The following is a 21,844-nucleotide window of genomic DNA, read 5'->3' as shown; positions in this document are numbered from 1 at the left end:
TACTAGTGCTCCAGCAGCATGCGCTGAAGCTCTCGTGCGGCGCGCGGTGGTGCCACGTCACTGCGGTGGGCCAGTGCGATCGTGCGGTGCAGGCCGGGGCGGGCCAGTGGGGTGACCCGTAGGCCCCGGCCTGCCCGGGCCGCCACCATGCGTGGGACCACGGCCATGCCCAGACCTGCCCGGACGAAGCCCAGCACCGCGTCCATCTCGCCGCCCTCGACGGCGAAGTCCGGTTCGAAGCCCTCCGCGCGGCAGGCGGCGACGGTGAGTTCGCGCAGGTCGTAGCCGTGCCGGAACATCACCAGGCGCTCGCCCTCCAGATCGGCGATGCGTACCGTCCGCTTGCCATGGCCCGGTTTGGCGGCGTCGGGGGAGGAGACCACCACCAGGTCCTCGCGCAGCAGTTCCACCGTGGCCAGCGCCGGGGACGGGGTCGGCAGGGGCAGCACGACCAGGGCCAGATCCAGCGCGCCGCGCGCCAGATGGCGTACCAGGTCGTGGGAGCCGCCCTCCTCGATCATGAGGCGGATGCCGGGGTAGCGGTCGTGGAAGGCGCGCAGGACGTCCGGCAGCAGGCCCGTGCACAGGCTCGGGGTCGCCCCCAGCCGGACCCGACCGCTGCGCAACTGGACCAGCTCCTGGACTTCGAGCCGGGCTGTATCCGCGTCGGCCAGGATGCGCCGGGCCAGCGGAAGCAGCGCCTCGCCGGCGTCGGTGAGCGTGATGTTGCCGCGGGCCCGCAGGAACAGGTCGGCGCCGAGCTCCCGCTCCAGGGCCTTGATCTGCTGGGACAGCGACGGCTGCGCCACGTGGACCAGGTCGGCGGCCCGGGTGAAGTGGCGGGTCTCGGCGACCGCCACGAAGTACTGGAGCTGCTGGAACTGCATGGCCCTCACGATAGCCGTTGGCTATGGAAACGAGCCGGAGGATGTCTTGGACCGATCGGGCAGTCGCCCCCTAACTTCTAGTGACATGGCTCTGGCAACGCGGACGGACCGACGACCGTCCATGGCACGCACGGTGTGGGACAGCTCCGTCGGCAAGAAGACCGTCATGGCGGTCAGCGGGCTGATCATGCTGTCGTATCTGGTCGTCCACATGATGGGAAACCTGAAGATCTTCTTCGGGGCCGGTGAGTTCAACGAGTACGCCCACTGGCTGCGCACGGTCGGCGAGCCCTTCATGCACTACGAGTGGACGCTCTGGCTGGTCCGGATCGTGCTCGTGGTCGCGGTGATCGCGCACGGCGTCTCCGCCTACCAGCTCAGCCGCCGCGACATCAAGGCGCGGCCCAGCAAGTACGTGCACAAGAAGCCGCGGGCGAGCTACGCCACCCGCACCATGCGCTGGGGCGGGATCATCCTCGCCCTGTTCATCGTCTGGCACCTCCTCGACCTGACGACCGGCACCGTGCACTCGGGCGGCTTCGAGGAGGGGCGCCCGTACCAGAACGTCGTGGACACCTTCTCCACCTGGTACGGCAACGTCATCTACATCGTCGCGGTCCTCGCCGTCGGCATGCACATCCGGCACGGCTTCTGGAGCGCCGCCCAGACCCTGGGCGCCGGCAGCCGCAGCCGCGACCGCGCCCTGAAGACCGTCGCCAACGTTCTCGCGCTTGTGCTCACCTGCGGCTTCCTCGCCGTGCCCGTGGGCGTCATGACCGGAGTGGTGAGCTGAGATGACCTACACCGACTACCTGACCGGCGAGCCGGTCGTCGACTCCAAGGCGCCGCAGGGCCCCGTCAACGAGCGCTGGGACAAGCGCCGTTTCGAGGCCAAGCTGGTCAACCCCGCCAACCGCCGCAAGCACACGGTGATCGTCGTGGGGACGGGTCTGGCCGGCGGCTCCGCCGGTGCCACCCTCGCCGAACAGGGCTACCACGTCGTCCAGTTCTGCTACCAGGACTCCCCGCGCCGCGCCCACTCCATCGCCGCGCAGGGCGGTATCAACGCGGCGAAGAACTACCGCAACGACGGCGACTCCGTGCACCGCCTGTTCTACGACACCGTCAAGGGCGGCGACTTCCGGGCCCGTGAGTCCAACGTCCACCGCCTGGCGCAGATCTCGGTCGAGATCATCGACCAGTGCGTCGCCCAGGGCGTGCCGTTCGCGCGTGAGTACGGCGGTCTCCTCGACACCCGCTCCTTCGGCGGTGTTCAGGTGTCGCGGACCTTCTACGCCCGTGGCCAGACGGGCCAGCAGCTCCTGCTCGGCGCCTACCAGGCGCTCAGCAGGCAGATCGCCGCGGGCAACGTCGAGATGCACCCGCGGACCGAGATGCTCGACCTGATCGTCGTGGATGGGCGGGCGCGCGGGATCGTGGCCCGGGATCTCATCACCGGCAAGATCGACACCTACTTCGCGGACGCCGTCGTCCTGGCGAGCGGCGGCTACGGCAACGTCTTCTACCTGTCGACGAACGCCATGAACTCCAACGCCACCGCCGTCTGGCGGGCGCACCGGCGCGGCGCCTACTTCGCCAACCCCTGCTTCACGCAGATTCACCCCACCTGCATCCCGCGCACCGGCGACCACCAGTCCAAGCTGACGCTGATGAGCGAGTCGCTGCGCAACGACGGCCGGATCTGGGTGCCGAAGGCCAAGGGCGACGACCGGCCCGCCAACAAGATCCCCGAGGACGAGCGCGACTACTACCTGGAGCGCATCTACCCGTCCTTCGGCAACCTCGTGCCCCGTGACATCGCCTCCCGCGCCGCGAAGAACGTCTGCGACGAGGGCAGGGGAGTGGGTCCCGGCGGCCAGGGCGTCTACCTCGACTTCGCCGACGCCATCAAGCGCATGGGCCGCAAGGCCGTCGAGGCGAAGTACGGCAACCTCTTCGACATGTACCAGCGGATCACCGACGAGGATCCGTACCAGGTGCCGATGCGGATCTACCCCGCCGTGCACTACACGATGGGCGGACTCTGGGTCGACTACGACCTCCAGACCACCATCCCGGGCCTGTTCGCGGTCGGCGAGGCCAACTTCTCCGACCACGGCGCCAACCGGCTCGGCGCCTCCGCGCTGATGCAGGGCCTGGCCGACGGCTACTTCGTGCTCCCGGCCACCATCAACGACTACCTGGCCCGCAACCCGCACCAGGAGTCGGTGACCACCGAACACCCGGCCGTCCAGGAGGTGTTGACCGAGACCGAGGACCGGATCGGCCGCCTGCTCTCGGTGGACGGCGACCGCACCCCGGACTCCTTCCACCGCGAAGTCGGCGAACTCATGTGGGAGTTCTGCGGCATGGCCCGCAGCGACACCGGGCTGCGCAAGGCGCTGGAGCGCATTCCGCAGATCCGTGAGGAGTTCTGGCGGCGGATCAAGGTGCCCGGCACCGGCGAGGAGTTCAACCAGTCGCTGGAGAAGGCCAACCGCGTCGTCGACTACCTGGAGCTCGCCGAGCTGATGTGCCTCGACGCGCTGCACCGCGCCGAGTCCTGCGGCGGTCACTTCCGAGAGGAGTCGCAGACCGCCGACGGCGAGGCCGAGCGCCGCGACGAGGAGTTCTCCTACGCGGCCGCCTGGGAGTTCACCGGCACCGGCGAGGCGCCGACCCTGCACAAGGAAGACCTGGTCTTCGAGTACGTCCACCCCACTCAGCGGAGCTACGCATGAAGCTCACCCTGCGCGTCTGGCGGCAGAAGAACGCCGACGCCGACGGCGCCATGTCCACGTACGACGTGGACGGCATCTCCTCCGACATGTCGTTCCTGGAGATGCTCGACACGCTCAACGAGGAGCTCATCCTCAAGGGCGAGGACCCGGTGGCCTTCGACCACGACTGCCGTGAGGGCATCTGCGGCGCGTGCTCCCTGGTCATCAACGGCGATGCGCACGGCCCCGAGCGCACGACGACGTGTCAGCTGCACATGCGGTCCTTCAAGGACGGCGACACGATCGACATCGAGCCGTGGCGGGCTTCCGCCTTCCCGGTGATCAAGGACCTGGTGGTGGACCGGTCGGCGTTCGACCGGATCATCCAGGCCGGCGGTTACATCACCGCGCCCACCGGGGCCGCCCCGGAGGCGCACGCGACGCCGGTGCCCAAGCCGGACGCCGACTTCGCCTTCGAGCACGCCGAGTGCATCGGCTGCGGCGCGTGCGTCGCCGCCTGCCCGAACGGCGCGGCGATGCTGTTCACCTCCGCCAAGGTCAACCACCTCAACGTGCTGCCGCAGGGCGCTCCCGAGCGGGAGAGCCGGGTGCTGGACATGGTGGCGCAGATGGACGACGAGGGCTTCGGCGGCTGCACGCTGACGGGCGAGTGCGCGACCGCGTGCCCGAAGGGCATCCCGCTGGTCTCCATCACGAGCATGAACAAGGAGTGGCTGCGGGCGACCCGTAAGTCCGCGAAGCGGTAGGCACACAGACGTTCGCCGTATTGGTGCGGACGGGCGGGGCCGGGAGTGGTGCTCCCCGGCCCCGTCTCGCCTTTTCCACGACCGGCTACGACCGCTCAGCGCAGGAAGTCGCGCCGGATCAGCGTGCTCCCCAGCGCTGCCGCCGCCGCGCGTACCGCCGTCGCCTGGGCCTCCGGCCGGAACCTGCTGGTCGGCCCGGCCACGCTGATCGCGGCGAGGGGTTCGTCCTGGCGGCCGAGCACGGGCGCGGCCACGCACACCAGGCCCACCGCCGACTCCTCCCGCTCGAACGCGACCCCTGTTTCCGTCACCCGCTGCAACTGGCGGCGCAGCATGCCCGGCGCCACCACGGTGTGCGGGGTACGGCGCTCCAGCGGCCCGGTGAGCACCGCGCGCCGCAGGTCCGCGTCGGCGTGGGCGAGCAGCGCCTTGCCGATCGCCGTGCAGTGCAGGGGCATCCGCCCGCCGGTGCGCGAAGGCACCCTGGCCTGCCGGTGTCCGCCGATCTTGGCGACGTACACGACGTCATGGCCCTCGCGCAGGCCCAGGTGGACGGTTTCGTGGGTGCGCTCGTAAAGGTCCTGGAGGAACGGCATCGCCACCTCCAGCAGGCTGCGCTCCAGTGAGGCGAGCATGCCGAGTTCGAAGAGGCCGCCGCTGAGCCGGTAGCCGCCCTCGGCGCGCTCCAGCAGCCGGTTGGCGACCAGTTCGCCGGAGAGCCGGTGCACCGTCGCCTTGTGCAGACCGGTGCGTTGGACCAGGTCGGCGAGGGTCACGACGTGGTCATCGGGCCGGAAGGCGCGCAGGATCGTGACGGCCTTGCCCAGCACCGTGTTCAGGTCGGCCGTGTCCGTCATGTCCGCCAGCGTATCGCTGAGCGAGACGAAGTGCTGGTTCGCTGTTCCGCCCGACCGCACAGTGAAGGCGTGAACGACAGCAAACCGCTCGCCACCGCGAGCCCCTCCGACATCGTGGCCGCGGCCGAGCGCATCGCCGGGGCCCTCGCCTCCGGGGTGCCGTGCGCGCCCGTGCGGGACCTGATCGGCCGGGACGACCTGGCCGCCGCGTACGCCGTGCAGGCCGTGCTGACCGAGCGGCGGATCGCCGCCGGCGCGAGGGTCGTGGGCCGCAAGATCGGGCTCACCTCCGAGGCCGTACAGCGGCAGCTCGGCGTGGACCAGCCCGACTTCGGAGTCCTCTTCGACGACATGGCGTATGCCGACGATGACACGGTCCCCTTCGGCCGGGTCCTCCAGCCGCGGGCCGAGGCGGAGATCGCGTTCGTGCTGGGCGCCGACCTGGCCGACGGGCCGCTCGACCGCGAGCAGGTCCGCGCGGCGATCGCCTACGGCGTGCCCGCGCTGGAGATCTGCGGCAGCCGGATCGCGGGCTGGGACATCAGCTTCGCTGACACGGTCGCCGACAACGCCTCCGCGGGCGCGTACGTGCTCGGCGAGGAGCGGCTGAAGCTCGACGAGTTCGACCCGGTGGACGTCGCCATGTCGATGAGCATCAACGGCGAGGAGGTCTCCACCGGTTCCGGCGCCGCTTGCCTCGGCGACCCCGTCGAGGCGGTCGTATGGCTGGCCCGCACCGCCCGTGAACTCGGCGAGCCGCTGCGCGCGGGCCAGGTCGTCCTCTCCGGCGCCCTCGGCCCGATGCGCCCGGCCGCCGCCGGCGACACCGTCACCGCCACCCTGTCCGGCCTCGGCGCCGTGACGGTCCGCTTCAGCGAGGGAGCAGAGGGAGCAGCATGAGCAGGACGAAGGTCGCGGTCATCGGCTCGGGCAATATCGGCACCGACCTGATGATCAAGGTGCTGCGGGGTTCACGTCACCTGGAGATGGGAGCCATGGTCGGCATCGACCCCGCCTCGGACGGGCTGGCCCGCGCCGCCCGGCTCGGGGTGCCCATCACCCACGAGGGCGTGGACGGGCTCCTCGCGCTGCCGGGCTTCGACGACATCGAGATCGTCTTCGACGCCACCTCCGCCAAGGCCCACGAGGTGAACGCCGCCAAGCTGCTCCCGCTCGGGAAGCGGCTGATCGACCTGACCCCGGCCGCGATCGGCCCGTACGTCGTCCCGGCCGTCAACCTCGACGAGCACCTGGACGCGCCCGACGTCAACATGGTCACCTGCGGCGGCCAGGCCACCATCCCCGTCGTCGCCGCGGTCGGCCGGGTCGTGCCGGTCGCGTACGCCGAGATCATCGCGTCGATCGCGTCGAAGTCGGCGGGCCCCGGCACCCGCGCCAACATCGACGAGTTCACCGAGACCACCTCGGCCGCCATCGAGCGGGTCGGCGGCGCGCGCCGCGGCAAGGCGATCATCGTGCTCAACCCGGCCGAGCCGCCGCTGATGATGCGGGACACGGTCTTCTGCCTGGTCACGGCGCCGGACCCGGCCATGCACGAGGAGATCAGGCGGTCGGTGGAGAAGATGGTCGCCGACGTCGCCGCGTACGTCCCCGGCTACCGCCTCAAGCAGCAGGTGCAGATCACCGAGATCCCCGCCGACCAGCCCGTGGGGACCTTGCTGCCCGGCTCCGACGCCCGCCCCACCCACCAGGTGTCGGTCTTCCTGGAGGTCGAGGGCGCCGCCCACTACCTCCCGGCCTACGCCGGAAACCTCGACATCATGACCTCCGCCGGCCTCCAGGCCGCGGAGCGGATCGCAGCACGGAAGGCGGGCCGCTGATGGGCACCCCGATCTTCGTCCAGGACGTGACCCTGCGCGACGGCATGCACGCCGTACGGCACCGGATCACCCCCGAGGACGTCCGGCGCATCGTCGCCGCGCTCGACCGGGCCGGAGTCGACGCGATCGAGGTCGCGCACGGCGACGGCCTGGCCGGCGGCTCGGTCAACTACGGCCCCGGCTCGCACACGGACTGGGAGTGGATCGAGGCGGCGGCCTCCGTGCTTCAGCGCGCCCGCCTCACCACGCTGCTGCTGCCCGGTGTCGGCACCATCCACGAGCTGAAGCGCGCCCACGACCTCGGCGTGCGCTCGGTCCGTGTCGCCACGCACTGCACCGAGGCCGACATCGCCGCCCAGCACATCGCCGCCGCGCGCGAGTTGGGCATGGACGTCTCCGGCTTCCTGATGCTCTCCCACATGGCCCCGCCCGAGGAACTGGCCGAGCAGGCCAAGCTGATGGAGTCGTACGGCGCGCACTGCGTCTACGTCACCGACTCCGGCGGCCGGCTCACCATGAACGACATAGCCGCTCGGGTACGCGCCTACCGCGATGTCCTGGACGCGGAGACCGAGATCGGCATCCACGCCCACGAGAACCTGTCGCTGTCGGTCGCCAACTCCGTCGTCGCCGTGGAGAACGGGGTGCGCCGCGTCGACGCCTCGCTCGCCGGGCACGGGGCGGGCGCGGGGAACTGTCCGCTGGAGGCGTTCATTGCGGTCGCGAACATCTCCGGGTTCGAGCACGGCTGCGATCTGTTCCGGCTCCAGGACGCCGCCGACGACATCGTCCGGCCGCTTCAGGACCGTCCGGTGCGGGTCGACCGGGAGACCCTGACCCTGGGGTACGCCGGTGTCTACTCGTCGTTCCTGAGGCATGCGGAGGCCGCCGCGGCGCGGTACGGCATCGATGTGCGGGAGATCCTCATGGAGTGCGGCCGGCGCGGGCTCGTGGGCGGCCAGGAGGACATGATCGTCGACATCGCGCTGACGCTCGTGGCCGAGCGGGCTGCCTGAGGGGGGCTCAGCGCGTGGCGAGGAGGGCCTCGCCGAGGGCCGCCGTGGCGTCGGCGAGTTCCTCCATGAACTGCGCGATCGGTTTGCCGTCCGCCGATTGCAGCGACACGAACGCCCCGTCGAAGCCGCCCATGCAGAAGTGGGCGAGCGCGTCGGCGACCCGGTCGGCGGCGGCCTCGCCCTCACCCGCGAACGCGGAGCGGATCATGACCCGCATGTAGGCGCGGCCCTCGTCCCGGACGGACTGCACGGTCGCCAGCGCCTCCGACGCCTCGGCCGCCTCATGACTCATCACCAGTACCAGGAGCAGCCGCAGGAACTCCTCGCGGTTCTCGATGACTTCGCCGGTCCGGCCCAGGTACCAGCGCAGGCGCTCGCGCGGTGTGCCGCCCTCGGGCGGGGTGCGGTGCGCCTCGCGCATCGCGTCGAAGAAGCCCTGGGCGCCCTGCGCCATGACGGCGGAGAGCAGTCCCGCCTTGGACTCGAAGTGGTGGTAGAAGGCGCTCTTCGGCAGGCCCGTCTCCTTGACGAGCGTCGACATCGACGTGCCGGCGTAGCCGCGCACGGACATCACGCGTGCGGCCGCGTCGAGGATCTCCTGCCGTGAGCGGCGACCGCGGCGGTTGCTGGTGTGCGCTCTCGGCGCGGACGTGTCCACCTGCCGAAGTCTAGGCGGCCCCTGACGAGCGGTGATCCACCGCTGATCAGGGGCCGTCGTGGCTTATCACGAAATCATGCAAGAACTCTTGACATGCGACGGACGCGGCTTGCTAGCCTCCCAGAAATGGACCGACCGATCGGTCCAAAACTTCCGTACGGGACGTGCGGATGGGACAACGGAGTCAGCGCATGACCCACAGCTACGACGCGGATGTCGCGATCGTCGGATACGGCCCGACCGGTGTGATCGCCGCCCTCACCCTCGCCGGCAACGGCGTCAGTGCCCTCGCCCTGGAGCGGGACAAGGACCTCTACCCCCGGGCCCGAGCCGTCACCGTCAACGACTGGACGATGCGGATCTTCCAGGACCTCGGTGTCGACGAGCGCGTCGAGAAGAAGATCGACCCGCAGCGGGCGCTGCGCTGGATGACGTACGACGGCACCGAGATCATGCGGATCGAGCACCCGCCGTCCACGCTCGGCCGCAAGCCGCGCTTCTACAACATCTACCAGCCGACCATGGAGGCCGAACTCCGCGCGGCCGCCGAGGAGTCGGGCGACCGGATCAGCGTCCGGTACGGCGCCGAGGTCACCGACATCGCCCAGGACGCCGATGGCGTCACCCTCACCACGACCGACACCGCGACCGGCGAGAGGCGCACGGTCCGCACCCGGTACGCGATCGCCGCCGACGGCGGCTCCAGCCCCACCCGCGGCCGCATCGGCTGCCGACTGGACGGCGACACCAACCACGTCACCTGGGTGGTCGTCGACTGCCGCGTCAAACGCTGGTGGCCCGACCGCGACTTCCTGACCTTCTGGTCCGACAGGGAGCGCCCGGTCGTCGACATCGCCCTGTCCGCGGGCAACCACCGCTGGGAGATCCCCCTCAAGCCCGACGAGTCCCCCGAGGACTACCCGACGAGCACCGAGGTGTGGCCGCTGCTCAAGGCGCTCGGGGTGACCGAGGACGACGTCGAGATCCACCAGCACGCCTTCTACCGGCACCACGTCCGCATGGCCGACACCTGGCGCCAGGGCCGGGTCTTCCTGGCCGGCGACGCGGCCCACCTGATGCCGCCGTGGGCCGGTGCCGGGATGCAGACCGGGATGCGCGACGCCCACAACCTCGGCTGGAAACTCGCCCGCGTCATCAAGGGCGAGCTGCCCGAGCGCTGGCTGGACACCTACGAGGCCGAACGGCGCCCCAACGCCGCCTTCTACACCGGCCTCGCGGTCGGCCTCGGCCGGGTCATCAAGCGGGAGGCCTCCGAGGAGGAGCAGGCCGCGATGAACGCGGTGCCCGAGAACACGGTCACCCCCTACGAACCGCCGCTGACCGCCCCGCCGGTACTGGCGGCAGGCTGGCTGCGCGGCCCGCTCGGCGACGCCAGCATCGTCGGCCGGATGGTGCCGCAGCCCACCGTCGGCGACACCGCCGGCCGGATGGCCCTGCTCGACCACCTCCTCGGCCCCGGCTTCGTCCTGCTCGGCGACGACATCGACCCCGCGAGCCTGCTCACCCCCGAGGAGAGGGCCGACTGGGACGCGCTCGGCGCCCGCTACGTCGCCGTGCGCCCGAAGACCGCGTACACGCGCGGCCCGCACGAACTCGTCGATCTCGACGAGTCGTTGCTGCCCTGGCTGCGCCGCTACGGCGCCCGCGCCGTGGCCCTGCGCCCCGACCGGTTCGTCGCCGCCGCCGACGTCAGCGGCCTCGCCGCCCCCACCCTCTGAGAGAAGGAGTCACACAGATGTCCGGAGTCAAGGAACTCGGATACGTCGTCTACGAGGTCAGCTCCCTCACCGACTGGGAGCACTTCGGCGTCGACCTGCTGGGCATGCAGTACGGCGAGAAGACGGCCGACGGATTCACCCTGCGCACTGACGAGAAGGCCCACCGCTGGGTCGTCACCGAGGGCCCCGTCGACGACCTGGTCGCCACCGGCTACGAGGTCTCGGACGCCGCCGCCCTGGATGCGCTCGTCGCGAAATTGCGCGCCGCCGACGTCGAGGTCGCCGAGGGCGACGACGCGCTGGCCGCCGCCCGCAAGGTCGACCGGATCTTCATCACCGCCGACCCGATGGGCAACCGTGTCGAGCTGGTCACCGGCCTGGCCGACGCCGCCACGCCCTTCGAGTCCGCGAAGCTGCTCGGCGGTTTCGTCACCGGCGCGGGCGGCGCGGGACACCAGGTCCTGCTCGCGCACGGCGTCTCCCGCGAGACCTACCTCGGCTTCTACCTCGACCTGCTCGGCTTCAGGATCAGCGACATCATCGTCGAGGAGCTCGCCCCGGGCGTCGTCGCCGACCTGATCTTCCTGCACTGCAACGGCCGCCACCACACCGTGGCCTTCGGCGACCTGCCCTCGCCGAAGAAGACCCACCACTTCATGGTCGAGGTCACCGACATCCGCGACGTCGGCCTCGCCTACGACCGCTGCATGGACGCCAAGCAGCCCTTCGAGATGACCCTCGGCATGCACCCCAACGACCAGATGTTCAGCTTCTACGTCTTCACCCCCTCGGGCTTCAGCATCGAGTACGGCTGGGGCGGACTGATCATCGACGACGAGACCTGGGAGGTGAAGACGCTCGACAAGCTGCACAGTTGGGGCCACCGCCCGCCCGGCGTCGTAGCCGACCTGCTCGCCGCCGCGCCCGCCCCGCACGGAGAGGCCCACTGATGACCCTCGACCCGAACACGATCGCCCGCACCGTCCAGACCCAGGACTGGAAGCTCCGCTGCTACGAGGCGGGCTCCGGCCACCCCGTCGTCCTGCTGCACGGCAGCGGCCCCGGCGCGACGGGCTGGAGCAACTTCGCCCCGAACATCGAGGCACTGGCCGAGCACTTCCACGTGTACGCCGTCGACATGCCCGGCTGGGGCGAGTCGTCCCCGGCCACTGTCGATCAGCTCGACCACGTCACGGCGGCGATCCAGTTCCTGGACGCCCTCGGCATCGACAAGGCCGCGTTCGTCGGCAACTCGATGGGCGGCCAGACCTCCCTGCGGCTGGCCACCGAACACCCCGACCGCATCTCCCACCTGATCACCATGGGCCCGCCGGTCGGCCGGATGCCCACCCTCTTCGGGCCCGGAGGCGGCCCCTCCGAGGGCCTGAAGGTGCTGATCGAGGCCTACCACGACGCCAGCCCGGAGAACATGCGCCGCCTCGTCGAGATCATGGTCTACGACAAGGCCCGCTTCGCCACGCCGGAACTGTGCCAGGCCCGCTCGGACGCCGCGCTCGCCCGCCCCGACCACCTGCGCAACTACGTCGACGGCCTGCCCCAGGGCGCACCGCTGCCCAAGTGGGTCGAGCCCGAGCTGCTCCCGGCCATCCAGGTGCCGACCCTGCTCATCCACGGCCGTGACGACCGCGTCGTCTCCTACGAGACCTCGCTGTTCCTTCTCGCCAACATCCCGAACAGCCGTCTTGTCGTGCTCAACCACTGTGGTCACTGGGCGATGATCGAGCACGCCGACGAGTTCAACCGGTTGGTCGTGGACTTCGTCACGAACAACTGACCTGCGGGCGAGCGGGGTCGGGAAGGTGGTGCTCCCCGGCCCCGCTCCGCCTGTCCGGCCTCGGTACGCTGCCTGCATGATCACGGGAAGTCAGCAGCAGGGGCCGTTCGTTGAGGCCGTCGCGCGGTTCGAGGCCGCCGTGCGGGAGCAGGAGCCGGAGCAGGCGGAACGCGCCTTCGGGGAGATGGGCCGGGCCTACCGGGACGCGGCACCGCAGGAAATGGCGCAGGCCGCCCCGCGCCTGGCCGCGCTGCTGCCCGAGGTGCCGCCAGGGCCGCGCGGCACCATAGCCGTGCTCGTCGGCGCCTGCGTGGAGAGCGGTGCCGACCCGAGGCCCTGCGCGCCGCACATCTTCGTGGAGCTGGCCGAGAACCTGGCCGCCGCCGGGGAGTTCGCCGAACGCTGGGCGGAGACCGGCGGCGGGGACTTCCCCGATCCGGAGTCCGGCGAGGTGGATCCGGCGGTCTTCGAACGGGTGGGACCGGAGGCGGCACTGGCCTGGCTGTCGATGCCCCAGTGGGAGATGGCGTGCGTCGCCATGCTCAGCGACCCCGCCGTGCGCACCGCGCTGGACGGGTCGCTGCGAGCCCGGCTGCTGCGCGGGATACGGGCCGTGGCGGAGGCGTCGGGCCACGAGTTCAAGTGCCTGACCTACGCCCTGCTCGTCCTCGACGACGAGCCGCTGGTCGTGCTGCACCGCCCCACCGGCACCGGCTACCGGATGCGGATGAGCGGAATCGGCGACAACTTCCAGTTGCACACCCTGCTCGCGGACGTCCTCGTCGGCGGCGGCCATGTGCCCGGCCGGGCCCCCTCCCCGCAGGAGGCGGCGGTGTGCCGGGACGCGCCGGGCCAGGTGCACACCGTGGGATCGTTCAACCTGGTCGCACCCGGCGGGGAGTGGGTGTGGAACGAGGGCACGCCCACCGACATCCCGGTCGTCGACGGTGTACGCCTGCTCGTCCTCGACCCGCCGGCCTACGAGCGCAGCTGGCCGTCCGGCCGCTTCTTCCCGCGCATGACGGGAGACCTCGTCCTGGAGCGGGTTCTGGACGCCGCGGAGACGCGCTACTGGCTGGAGGGTTGCGAGCCGCCCAAGTGACGGTGTCCTGACCGTTCCGTTCAACAACCCCACATCCGCGCTCCTGGCGATGGTCACGCGGACGACGCCCTGCGTCGGAAGAACTGTTCCGGCCGCTCAATCGTCCCCGGCCTGTGACCAGGAGTCAGCCCATGAACGGCGTTTCCACGCTCGACCGCCCCGCGCAGCCCGCGGCCCCCACCCGCTACACCGTCACGCTCGCCCGCACCGAGGACGACGTACGGGCCGCGCAGCGGCTGCGGCACGACGTCTTCGCCGGAGAGATGGGCGCCCTGCTGTCCACCCCGCAGCCGGGGCACGACATCGACGCCTTCGACGCGTACTGCGACCACCTGCTGGTCCGTGACACGGTCACCGGCCAGGTCGTCGGCACCTACCGACTGCTGCCCCCGGACCGTGCCGCGGTCGCCGGGCGGCTGTACTCGGAGGGCGAGTTCGACCTCGCCCCGCTGGACCCGATCCGCCCCGGCCTGGTCGAGGTCGGCCGCTCCTGCGTCCACCCCGACCACCGGGACGGCGCGGTCATCGGCCTGATCTGGGCCGGTATCGCCCGCTACATGGTCGACAACGGCCACGAGTGGCTGGCCGGCTGCTGCTCCATCCCGCTCGCCGACGGCGGCGCCCTCGCGGCCGGCACCTGGGACCGGGTACGGGACAAGCACCTGGCGCCCGAGGAGTACCGGGTCCGCCCGCTGCACCCCTGGAACCCGGAGAGCGTCACCCGCCCCGAGGGCCGCACCGAACTGCCCCCGCTGCTGCGCGGCTACCTCCGGCTCGGCGCCTGGGTGTGCGCGGAGCCCGCCCACGACCCGGACTTCGGGGTCGCCGACCTGTACGTGCTGCTGTCGATGCGCCGGGTCAACCCGCGTTATCTGAAGCACTTCCTCTCGCTAGTCCCGGCCTGATGAGCCTGCTGCGCACGGTGCCCGTCGGCGGACGGGCGCTGACCGACCGGCGGGCGCGCCGGGCGGCCGCCGCCGCGGTGCCCCGTCCGATCGTGCCGACCAGTGCCTGGCTGCCCACCGCGCCCTGCTCCCCGCAGGTGTGCGTCGCCTCCGCCCGCTCCCTGGCGGACGTGCCGCGCGCGGTGCTGCGGATCGGGGCGCTGCTGGTGACGCTTCTGGTGGGTGTCGGTCTGCTGCCGGTGTTCGGTCTCGTTCCCGTCTCCCGGCGGAACGCGCTGATCCGCGGGTGGAGCCGGGCCGTGGTCCGGGCCGCCGGGGTGCGCGTCCGGATCACCGGCACGGCGGCGCCCACCGGGGGCCTGCTCCTGGTCGCCAACCACATCTCCTGGCTGGACATCCCGCTGCTCGCGGCGGTGCGTCCGGCCCGGATGCTGGCCAAGGCGGAGATCCGGCGGTGGCCGGTGGCGGGCGGGCTCACCGCGGCCAGCGGTGCCTTCTTCATCGAGCGGGACCGGCTGCGGGCGTTGCCCGACACGGTCGCCCGGATCGCCGGGGCCCTGCGCTCCGGCGCCGCGGTGGTCGCCTTCCCCGAGGGCAGCACCTGGTGCGGCCGCGCCCAGGGACACTTCCGCCGGGCGGTGTTCCAGGCCGCACTCGACGCGGGCGTCCCGGTCCAACCGGTGCGGCTGCACTACCGTTTCGACGACGGCCCCGCGTCCACGGCACCCGCCTTCGTCGGCGAGGACTCCCTGCTCGCCTCCCTGTGGCGGGTGGTCACGGCCCGCCGCCTGGTGGCCGAGGTCGAGGTACGGTCCGAGATCCCGGCGGATGCCCACACCGACCGCCGCACCTTGGCCCACGCCGCGGAGCCGGGTCCGTCGGGAGGTGAACTCGCCTGGGCGCACGCGGCATTGGCAACCCATCAGGTGACCAAGACGGTCCAGGCCGCGGTACGGCAACCGGGCTGACCGCCCACGCCCCGCGCCGCTACAGCAGGATCGGGAACCAACGAGACCGGTACTCGCCACTGGGGATGTGCAGCCAGCCCGCGGGCCAGTCGTCGTCGAATCCCTGCAAGTCCGCCACGAGCAGACCGTTGACCGTATGCCCCTGCGACTCCAGAAAGCCCTGTATCACCGCGCGGGGGTCCGCCTTCAGCTTCTCCCGCGACGCATCATCGAGGTCAAGCTCCAGCTTGTAGACCTCGACCGTTTCCTCCCCGACCTTTGTGAGGGTCCCGCGAACCTCAGCATCTTCGGCCATGGCAGCCTCCGTGCGTCGTCGTGGTTTGGGCTCGATTCCCAGTGTGCACCGGCCCCACGAGTGCGCAACTGTGCCGGGCTCTCACCATGTCCCGCCCATCGCACGGATCAGATACGCCGCCGTAGCGCTCCCCTCCGAACGCGCCACCTCCCCCGGCGGCCCCGCCGCCACGATCCGCCCGCCAGCGTCGCCGCCGCCCGGGCCCAGGTCGATCACCCAGTCCGCGCCCGCCACCACCGCCATGTCGTGCTCGACGACGATCACGGTGTGGCCGGTGTCGACGAGGCCGTGGAGTTGGTCCATGAGGACCTCGACGTCGGCCGGGTGGAGGCCGGTCGTCGGCTCGTCCAGCAGGTACAGCGTGTGCCCGCGACGCCCCCGCTGGAGTTCGCTCGCCAGTTTGATGCGCTGGGCCTCGCCGCCGGACAGTTCGGTGGCGGGCTGGCCGAGTCGTAGGTAGCCGAGGCCTACGTCGAGGAGGGTGCCGAGGCTGCGGGACACCGCCGGGGTGTCCGCGAAGAAGTCCGCCGCCGCCTCCACCGTGAGGTCCAGCACCTGCGCGATGTTCCGCCCCCGGTACGTCACTTCGAGTGTCCCGGGGTTGTAGCGGTCGCCCCCGCAGTCCGGGCACGGCGCGTACGTGCTCGGCAGGAACAGCAGCTCCACGCTCACGAACCCCTCGCCCTGGCAGGTCTCGCAGCGCCCTCCGGCCACGTTGAAGGAGAAGCGGCCGACGCCGTAACCCCGGTCCCGGGCCTGGCCCGTGGCCGCGAACGCCTTGCGGACGACGTCGAACAGGCCGGTATAGGTGGCGAGGTTGGAGCGGGGAGTGCGGCCGATCGGTTTCTGGTCGACGCGGACCAGTCGGCCCACACCGGACAGCTCCTCCGTGATCTCTCCGATGAGCGTGGACTTCCCCGAGCCCGAGACCCCGGTGATCGCGGTGAACACCCCGAGCGGGAACTCGGCGGTCACCGCGCGCAGGTTGTGCCGGGTGATCGGGCCGACCTTCAACTGCCCGGCGGCGGCGCGCACTTCACGTACTGGCGCGGGGGAGCGGTCGAACAGGAAACGGGCCGTTGCCGACTCCGCCACCGTGGCCAGTCCCTCCGGCGGTCCGCTGTACAGCACCTGCCCGCCGTGGTCGCCCGCGCGCGGGCCGACGTCGACGAGCCAGTCCGCGCCGCGCATCACGTCCAGATGGTGCTCCACCACGAACACCGAGTTCCCGGCCGCCTTCAGCCGCTCCAGCACCGTCAGCAGCGCCTCCGTGTCCGCGGGGTGCAGTCCGGCGGACGGCTCGTCCAGGACGTAGACGACACCGAAGAGTCCGGAGCGCAGCTGGGTGGCGAGGCGGAGGCGTTGCAGCTCGCCCGCCGAGAGGGTGGGGGTCGACCGGTCGAGGCTGAGGTAGCCGAGACCCAGCTCGACGACCGGGCCGATCCGGGACCTGAGCTCCTCGGTGAGCACCCGGGCCGTCTCCGTGTTGCCGTGCAGGGTGTCGGCCAGCTCCAGCAGTGGCAGTGCGGCCAGTTCGGCGATCGTACGGCCTGCGAAGGTCACCGCCAGCGCCTCGGGCCGCAGCCTGCCGCCCCCGCACGCCGGACAGGGAGCACTGGCCAGGAACCGTTCCGCCTTCGCGCGCAGGGTCGCGCTCTTGGAGTCGGAGAACGTCTTCATGACATACCGTCGGGCGCTCATGTACGTGCCCTGGTACGGCCGTTGGATGCGGTCCGCGTCCCGCACCGGATGGACCGTGACGACCGGCTGCTCGTCGGTGAACAGGATCCACTCCCGCTGCTCGGCGGGCAGTTCGCGCCAGGGCCGGTCCACGTCGTACCCGAGCGCGTCGAGGATGTCGCGCAGGTTCTTGCCCTGCCAGGCCCCGGGCCACGCGGCGATCGCGCCGTCCCGGATTGACAGTTCGGGGTCGGGGACCAGCAACTCCTCGGTCGTACCGTGGACTTGGCCGAGGCCGTGGCACTCCGGGCAGGCTCCGGCCGCCGTGTTGGGCGAGAAGGCGTCCGAGTCGAGCCGCTCGGCGCCCGGCGGGTAGTCGCCCGCGCGGGAGAACAGCATGCGCAGGGAGTTGGAGAGATTGGTGACCGTGCCGACCGAGGAGCGCGAGCCGGGTGCCGAGCGGCGCTGCTGGAGCGAGACCGCGGGCGGCAGACCGGTGATCTCCCCGACCTTGGGCGCGCCCACCTGGTGGATCAGCCTGCGCGCGTACGGCGCCACCGACTCGAAGTAGCGGCGCTGCGCCTCGGCGTAGACCGTGCCGAAGGCGAGCGAGGACTTCCCCGAGCCGGAGACTCCGGTGAACACGGCCAGCACGTCCCGGGGGATGTCGACGTCCACGCCCCGGAGGTTGTGCTCGCGGGCGCCCCGGACACGGACGTACGGGTCGTGGGCGTCGTGCATGAGGAGCTCTCCGTACGCGATGGGGGCAGGGGACAAACTCCGCGATTCTATGCCACGGGCTTCCTCACGGCCCGAACGTCCATACGTTCCCCACCGGCCGCCCGTCCCGCCGCAGCACCGTGCCGAGCAGCTCGGTGAGCTCCTCCTCGACCTCGGCGACGAGCTCCGCGCCGAAGACGCAGAGCGACTCCTCCCGGAAGTTGCCGTAGGTGCCCATGCGCAGGTCCCAGCTGACCTGGATGACATTCTCGTCGGGGAGGTAGGAGTAGCCCGGCCACGGGGGCTGGCCGGGGCCGCCGACCCGGGTCGGGTCGCAGACCGTGCCGTTGATGTACCACTTGAGCCGGTACAGCCGGTCCCCGCGATGCCCGCAAGCCCTGAGTCCGCGGGCGATGGCTGCCTCCACCTGGCGCAGCAGCGGGTCGCGCCAGTCCTCGATGGCCTCCATGTGCCAGGTGACCGAACCGGGCGGCTCGGTGATGCCGTCGTAGGCGGTCTCGTAGGTGACCTCGAACCGCTTCTCGAAGCGCCGCCAGATCTCGTCGTGCTCGGGGTCGGAGAACAGCTGCTTCGAAGGGCGCTCGCGGGCGGGCTCCCCGGGTGGCGCCCATCGGTAGGTCGTGACTTCGGCGATCTCCTGGAACCCGGCCGCCAGATGGACGGGGACGAGATCCCCGCTCGCCTCGGCCACCACGTAACGCGTCGGCGGTTGCAACCACGCTCGCCGGCCCTTCCACGCGGCCGCCGCGTGCAGCAGCTCGCGGCGCGGCCCGCTGATCCCGCCGATCGAGGTGAATTCCGTGCCGTGGACCTTCTCCAGCCAGACCAGGTCCAGCAGGCGGTTGTAATGCCACAGTGCCTGGACGTCCATGCCGAACTCCAGCTCGGACACTGGCCGACGCTGCTCGGGCGCCGCCTCGGCGAGCCGGAGGATCCGGTCCTCGTCCTTGGGCGGGAGCCCTGCCCAGTACGTCCGCAGTTCCACGTCCGTCGTCGGCACGTCGTTGACGTCGGCTATCAGCAGGGAGCGCGGGGTCCCCGGAGTGAAGCCCGCGTCGAGCAGGGCTTGGGCGAGGCGCGGCCCGTCGTGGGAGTACGCGTTCCAGGTCACCGGCTCCACGCGCTCGGCGAAGTCCTGCTGACTCCGGCGGACCAGCCCGGCGAGGTCCTCGACCTCGGAGAGGTCCCCGTGGTCCACAACGCCATGGGTGCCGTAGTGGACGCGCACCAAGGGCCCGTCCCGCTCGGCGACCACGCCGAACACCTCGGGCACGCGTCCGCGAATCTGTGTGTCGTACATCGCCCACAACGCCGAGGCGTCAGCGGTCACTCAGGAGCCCCCAGGGTTCACTTCACGATCCCGGCCAGCCGCCGGTACGAATCCAGCAGTGACCTACGGTCATAGGTGCTGGTCGTGACGAGGATCTCCTGGGCGCCCGTCTCCTTCAACAGGATTTCCAGCTCGTCCGCGACCTGCTCCTCGGTGCCCGCGAGGTGCCCGGCGAGTCCGCCCTCGTAGAAGCCCCGCTCCTTGGCGGTCATGGTGAGTGCCTCGACGCGCTCGGCGGGCGGCAGCGGCGGGAAGGTGCCGTGGGTGCGGGAGTACGCCATCGACCAGGCCTCGGGGATGAGCAGCCGGCGGGCCTCCTCGGGGGTGGCGGCCACGGCGATGGTGCCGGAGATGACGACGTACGGTTCCGCGGCCCAGGGGGAGGGGCGGAAGTTCGCGCGGTAGTGGTCGATGCCGCGCTGCATCTTGGCGCGGTTCCTGAGGTCGCCGATGACCATCGGCAGGCCCGCGCGGGCCGCGATCGCGGCGCCCTCGCCCATCGCGAGCACGAAGGGCGGCACGGTCAGGCCCTCGCTGGGCCGGGCGTGCACCCCGGTGGGCGAGGTGCCCTGGAACCAGCCCAGCAGTTCGTCGAGTTGACCGGCGAAGTCGTCGGCGACGTCCTTGTCCCGGCCGAGCGCCCGGCGCACCCCGTCGGTGAAGCCGACGGAACGGCCGAGGCCCATGTCGATGCGGCCGGGGAAGAGGGACTCCAGCACCCCGAACTGCTCGGCGACGACGAGGGGTTGATGGTTGGGCAACATCACGCCGCCGGTGCCCACCCGTATGGTGCGGGTGGCCGAGGCGACGGCGGCCGCCAGTACCGTCGGGGCGGAACCGGCGACCCCGGGCACCCCGTGATGCTCCGAGACCCAGAACCGGTGGTAGCCGAGTTCCTCCAGCTCCCGCGCCAGCGCGACGGTGTCCCGCAGGGCCTCGCCGTTCGTGTGGCCCTCGCGGGTGCGGGAGCGGTCGAGGACGGAGAAGCGGGCCTGCGCGATCACGGAACTCATGCCTGGTTCAACACTCGGCGGCCCGCAGGATTCCTCACGGCGCAATGTTGTGGTTCAGACGGAACAGGTTCTTCGGGTCGTAACGCCGTTTGAGACTGGTCAGGCGGGCGTGGTTGTCGCGGTAGTTGGCCTGGACGCGGTCCTGGTCGTCGCCGTCCATGAAGTTGACGTAGCCGCCCTCCATGGAGTGCGGTGCGAGTGCCCCGTGGAAGGCGCGCACCCAGGGCTTCTGGGCCTCGCACTCCTCGCGGGTGGTGAGGGTGGGGCTGAGCGCGATGGAGTAGTCGGCGTCCCGGTAGGAGAAGGCGGTGTCCTGCGGCGCCACCCGGTGGCAGGCCCCGTCGATGGGGAAGACGACGGTCACGCTCTGGATGGACGGGGTGCTGGCGCCGTACTCGACGAGGGTGTCGATCGCGCCGTCCGGCATGCCCTGGGTGAAGGCGCCCTTCCAGTAGTGGTAGAGCCCGGCGGGCACCAGGTCGTCGAAGAGGGTGTTGATCACCGGGTAGGGCATGCGCTCCAGGAGTCGGCCGAGCACCGGCCCCAGGGACGCGATCCGCTCACGGATGCGGTCGTCCTCGTCTTCCGGCCCGGTCCAGCAGGTGACGACGCCGCAGAGCGGGCGTCCGTGCCAGCGTTCGGGCAGGAACGGCAGCGGCGGTCCGAGGCCGACCACGAACAGGGCGCCGAGCCGCTCGTCCGCTTCGGCGATCAGCTCCCGGTAGCGGCGGATCACATCGCCGTCGAGCGGGAAGAAGGTCGGCCCGCCGAGGATGTCGGCGATGGGGTGCAGCCGGTACGCGAAGGACGTGACGACGCCGAAGTTCCCGCCGCCGCCGCGCACCGCCCACATCAGGTCGCTGTGCTGTTCGTCCGTGCAGGTCACGAAGGATCCGTCGGCCGTCACCAGGTCGACGGAGACCAGGTTGTCGCAGGCCAGACCGCACTGCCGGTCCAGGTAACCCATGCCGCCGCCCGTGGTCAGGCCGCCCACGCCGGTGGTGGAGACGACCCCGCCGGTGGTCGCGAGGCCGAAGGCGTGCGTGGCGTGGTTGACGTCGGCCCAGGTGCAGCCGCCCTCCACCCACGCCGTGCGGGCCTGGGGATCGACGCGGATGCCGCGCATGCGGCCGAGGTCGAGCACGACACCGCCGTTGCAGGTGCCGTAGCCGGGGACGCTGTGGCTGCCGCCCCGTACGGCCAGGGGCAGGTGCTGCTCGCGGGCGAAGTCGACGGTGGCGATGACGTCGCCCGTGTCCACGGCCCTGACGACGATCGCGGGGCGCCGGTCGTGCATGGCGTTGTAGACCTTGCGGGCCTCGTCGTAGTCGGGCTCGCCGGGGCGGACGAGGTCGCCGCGCACGGCTCCGCGCAACCGGTCCAGCAGTTGGTCGTCCAGGGTGGAGGTGTAGGTGGCCATGACCGTCACCGGCTCTCAGTGTCTCGGCGTCTCGGCGTCTCGGTGTCTTGGTGTCGGGGGAGGGGTACATCACCGGTCTACGCCGGGGCGCCGGGCGGCCTCATCGCCGT

Annotated in this window: 20 protein-coding genes; 12 read left to right on the top strand and 8 right to left on the bottom strand. The window is 71.2% G+C overall.

Annotated features, from left to right (window positions below; all coding sequences use genetic code 11):
• Positions 1–2 precede the first annotated feature (2 nt).
• Positions 3–887 (bottom strand): LysR family transcriptional regulator, encoded by an 885-nt coding sequence (locus BN159_RS06705; RefSeq protein WP_015656170.1) that lies wholly within the window; start codon positions 885–887, stop codon positions 3–5.
• Between the two features lie 121 nt (positions 888–1,008).
• On the opposite strand from BN159_RS06705, the gene BN159_RS06700 reads away from it, so the two are divergent.
• From BN159_RS06700 to BN159_RS06690, 3 genes are read left to right on the top strand one after another with little or no spacing between them, the layout of a single operon-like run.
• Positions 1,009–1,680, top strand: coding sequence for a succinate dehydrogenase cytochrome b subunit (locus tag BN159_RS06700; protein WP_015656169.1), 672 nt, complete (start codon positions 1,009–1,011; stop codon positions 1,678–1,680).
• 1 nt (position 1,681) lies between these two features.
• Entirely contained in the window at positions 1,682–3,628 is a 1,947-nt protein-coding gene (locus BN159_RS06695; protein ID WP_015656168.1) for a fumarate reductase/succinate dehydrogenase flavoprotein subunit, read from the top strand.
• Positions 3,625–4,374: a succinate dehydrogenase/fumarate reductase iron-sulfur subunit gene (locus tag BN159_RS06690; protein WP_015656167.1), complete on the top strand. Its 750-nt coding sequence runs from the start codon at positions 3,625–3,627 to the stop codon at positions 4,372–4,374. The genes BN159_RS06695 and BN159_RS06690 overlap by 4 nt, the downstream gene beginning before the upstream one ends.
• A 95-nt stretch (positions 4,375–4,469) precedes the next feature.
• On the opposite strand, the gene BN159_RS06685 is transcribed toward BN159_RS06690, so the two are convergent.
• The gene (locus BN159_RS06685; RefSeq protein ID WP_015656166.1) at positions 4,470–5,231 is read right to left on the bottom strand and encodes an IclR family transcriptional regulator; all 762 of its coding nucleotides are present in this window, start codon (positions 5,229–5,231) and stop codon (positions 4,470–4,472) included.
• A gap of 69 nt (positions 5,232–5,300) precedes the next feature.
• On the opposite strand from BN159_RS06685, the gene BN159_RS06680 reads away from it, so the two are divergent.
• From BN159_RS06680 to dmpG, 3 genes are read left to right on the top strand one after another with little or no spacing between them, the layout of a single operon-like run.
• Positions 5,301–6,131, top strand: a complete 831-nt coding sequence (locus BN159_RS06680) for a 2-keto-4-pentenoate hydratase (RefSeq protein ID WP_041818891.1) — start codon at positions 5,301–5,303, stop codon at positions 6,129–6,131.
• Positions 6,128–7,072 carry an acetaldehyde dehydrogenase (acetylating) gene (locus BN159_RS06675; protein WP_015656164.1) on the top strand — a complete coding sequence of 315 codons (945 nt, stop codon included), beginning with the start codon at positions 6,128–6,130 and terminating at the stop codon, positions 7,070–7,072. Before BN159_RS06680 ends, BN159_RS06675 begins: the two co-directional genes overlap by 4 nt.
• Entirely contained in the window at positions 7,072–8,088 is a 1,017-nt protein-coding gene (dmpG, locus tag BN159_RS06670; RefSeq protein WP_015656163.1) for a 4-hydroxy-2-oxovalerate aldolase, read from the top strand. The genes BN159_RS06675 and dmpG overlap by 1 nt, the downstream gene beginning before the upstream one ends.
• A 7-nt stretch (positions 8,089–8,095) precedes the next feature.
• Here dmpG and BN159_RS06665 read toward each other — a convergent pair whose 3' ends face one another.
• Entirely contained in the window at positions 8,096–8,746 is a 651-nt protein-coding gene (locus tag BN159_RS06665; protein ID WP_041818889.1) for a TetR/AcrR family transcriptional regulator, read from the bottom strand.
• Positions 8,747–8,937: 191 nt separating this feature from the next.
• Between BN159_RS06665 and BN159_RS06660 the strand changes: the two genes are divergently transcribed.
• From BN159_RS06660 to BN159_RS06635, 6 genes are all read left to right on the top strand, one after another.
• A complete protein-coding gene (locus BN159_RS06660) occupies positions 8,938–10,485 on the top strand; it encodes a bifunctional 3-(3-hydroxy-phenyl)propionate/3-hydroxycinnamic acid hydroxylase (protein ID WP_015656161.1) in 1,548 nt (515 codons plus the stop codon).
• A gap of 17 nt (positions 10,486–10,502) precedes the next feature.
• Entirely contained in the window at positions 10,503–11,435 is a 933-nt protein-coding gene (locus tag BN159_RS06655; protein ID WP_015656160.1) for a VOC family protein, read from the top strand.
• A complete protein-coding gene (locus BN159_RS06650) occupies positions 11,435–12,280 on the top strand; it encodes an alpha/beta fold hydrolase (RefSeq protein ID WP_015656159.1) in 846 nt (281 codons plus the stop codon). Before BN159_RS06655 ends, BN159_RS06650 begins: the two co-directional genes overlap by 1 nt.
• Positions 12,281–12,356: 76 nt before the next feature.
• On the top strand, positions 12,357–13,382 hold the full coding sequence (locus tag BN159_RS06645; protein WP_015656158.1) for a hypothetical protein: 1,026 nt from the start codon (positions 12,357–12,359) through the stop codon (positions 13,380–13,382).
• Positions 13,383–13,513: 131 nt separating this feature from the next.
• A complete protein-coding gene (locus BN159_RS06640; RefSeq protein WP_015656157.1) occupies positions 13,514–14,287 on the top strand; it encodes a GNAT family N-acetyltransferase in 774 nt (257 codons plus the stop codon).
• Positions 14,287–15,255, top strand: coding sequence for a lysophospholipid acyltransferase family protein (locus BN159_RS06635; RefSeq protein ID WP_015656156.1), 969 nt, complete (start codon positions 14,287–14,289; stop codon positions 15,253–15,255). Before BN159_RS06640 ends, BN159_RS06635 begins: the two co-directional genes overlap by 1 nt.
• Positions 15,256–15,274: 19 nt before the next feature.
• On the opposite strand, the gene BN159_RS06630 is transcribed toward BN159_RS06635, so the two are convergent.
• The 5 genes from BN159_RS06630 to BN159_RS06610 form a co-directional block, all read right to left on the bottom strand.
• Positions 15,275–15,550: a hypothetical protein gene (locus tag BN159_RS06630; protein WP_015656155.1), complete on the bottom strand. Its 276-nt coding sequence runs from the start codon at positions 15,548–15,550 to the stop codon at positions 15,275–15,277.
• Positions 15,551–15,631: 81 nt separating this feature from the next.
• Positions 15,632–17,971, bottom strand: coding sequence for an ATP-binding cassette domain-containing protein (locus tag BN159_RS06625; protein WP_015656154.1), 2,340 nt, complete (start codon positions 17,969–17,971; stop codon positions 15,632–15,634).
• 64 nt (positions 17,972–18,035) lie between these two features.
• Positions 18,036–19,301, bottom strand: coding sequence for a DUF2716 domain-containing protein (locus BN159_RS06620; RefSeq protein WP_041818887.1), 1,266 nt, complete (start codon positions 19,299–19,301; stop codon positions 18,036–18,038).
• A 17-nt stretch (positions 19,302–19,318) separates the two neighbouring features.
• Positions 19,319–20,314, bottom strand: coding sequence for an LLM class flavin-dependent oxidoreductase (locus BN159_RS06615; RefSeq protein ID WP_015656152.1), 996 nt, complete (start codon positions 20,312–20,314; stop codon positions 19,319–19,321).
• Positions 20,315–20,348: 34 nt separating this feature from the next.
• Positions 20,349–21,734 (bottom strand): FAD-binding oxidoreductase, encoded by a 1,386-nt coding sequence (locus BN159_RS06610; RefSeq protein ID WP_015656151.1) that lies wholly within the window; start codon positions 21,732–21,734, stop codon positions 20,349–20,351.
• Positions 21,735–21,844 lie beyond the last annotated feature (110 nt).

The sequence above is a fragment of the Streptomyces davaonensis JCM 4913 genome, from assembly GCF_000349325.1.
Classification (GTDB): domain Bacteria; phylum Actinomycetota; class Actinomycetes; order Streptomycetales; family Streptomycetaceae; genus Streptomyces; species Streptomyces davaonensis.
The sequence above is the reverse complement of the archived record's forward strand: the minus strand, read 5'-3'. Positions and strand labels throughout refer to the sequence as shown.